Below are 1,191 nucleotides of genomic sequence, written 5' to 3'. Positions count from 1 at the left end.
GGCTTACGCGCAAATTGCTTGGGTGTTATATGGTCAAGCCTCACGGGCAATTAGTATTGGTTAGCTCAACGCCTCACAGCGCTTACACACCCAACCTATCAACGTCGTAGTCTTCGACGGCCCTTTAGGGGATTCAAGATCCCAGTGAGATCTCATCTTGAGGCAAGTTTCCCGCTTAGATGCTTTCAGCGGTTATCTCTTCCGAACATAGCTACCCGGCAATGCCACTGGCGTGACAACCGGAACACCAGAGGTTCGTCCACTCCGGTCCTCTCGTACTAGGAGCAGCCCCTCTCAAATCTCAAACGTCCACGGCAGATAGGGACCGAACTGTCTCACGACGTTCTAAACCCAGCTCGCGTACCACTTTAAATGGCGAACAGCCATACCCTTGGGACCGGCTTCAGCCCCAGGATGTGATGAGCCGACATCGAGGTGCCAAACACCGCCGTCGATATGAACTCTTGGGCGGTATCAGCCTGTTATCCCCGGAGTACCTTTTATCCGTTGAGCGATGGCCCTTCCATACAGAACCACCGGATCACTAAGACCTACTTTCGTACCTGCTCGACGTGTTTGTCTCGCAGTCAAGCGCGCTTTTGCCTTTATACTCTACGACCGATTTCCGACCGGTCTGAGCGCACCTTCGTACTCCTCCGTTACTCTTTGGGAGGAGACCGCCCCAGTCAAACTACCCACCATACACTGTCCTCGATCCGGATAACGGACCTGAGTTAGAACCTCAAAGTTGCCAGGGTGGTATTTCAAGGATGGCTCCATGAGAACTGGCGTCCCCACTTCAAAGCCTCCCACCTATCCTACACAAGCAAATTCAAAGTCCAGTGCAAAGCTATAGTAAAGGTTCACGGGGTCTTTCCGTCTAGCCGCGGATACACTGCATCTTCACAGCGATTTCAATTTCACTGAGTCTCGGGTGGAGACAGCGCCGCCATCGTTACGCCATTCGTGCAGGTCGGAACTTACCCGACAAGGAATTTCGCTACCTTAGGACCGTTATAGTTACGGCCGCCGTTTACCGGGGCTTCGATCAAGAGCTTCGCTTGCGCTAACCCCATCAATTAACCTTCCGGCACCGGGCAGGCGTCACACCCTATACGTCCACTTTCGTGTTTGCAGAGTGCTGTGTTTTTAATAAACAGTCGCAGCGGCCTGGTATCTTCGACCGGCATG

1 rRNA gene is annotated in these 1,191 nt (G+C 53.1%); it reads right to left on the bottom strand.

Features of this window, described 5'->3' with window-relative positions:
• Nucleotides 1–29: 29 nt before the first annotated feature.
• Nucleotides 30–1,191, bottom strand: a 23S ribosomal RNA gene (locus tag D906_RS26410); the annotation flags it as partial.

It is taken from the genome of Pseudomonas sp. LAIL14HWK12:I1 (assembly GCF_003202095.1).
GTDB classification, from domain to species: domain Bacteria; phylum Pseudomonadota; class Gammaproteobacteria; order Pseudomonadales; family Pseudomonadaceae; genus Aquipseudomonas; species Aquipseudomonas monteilii.
This window is presented reverse-complemented; position numbering and strand designations above follow the sequence as displayed.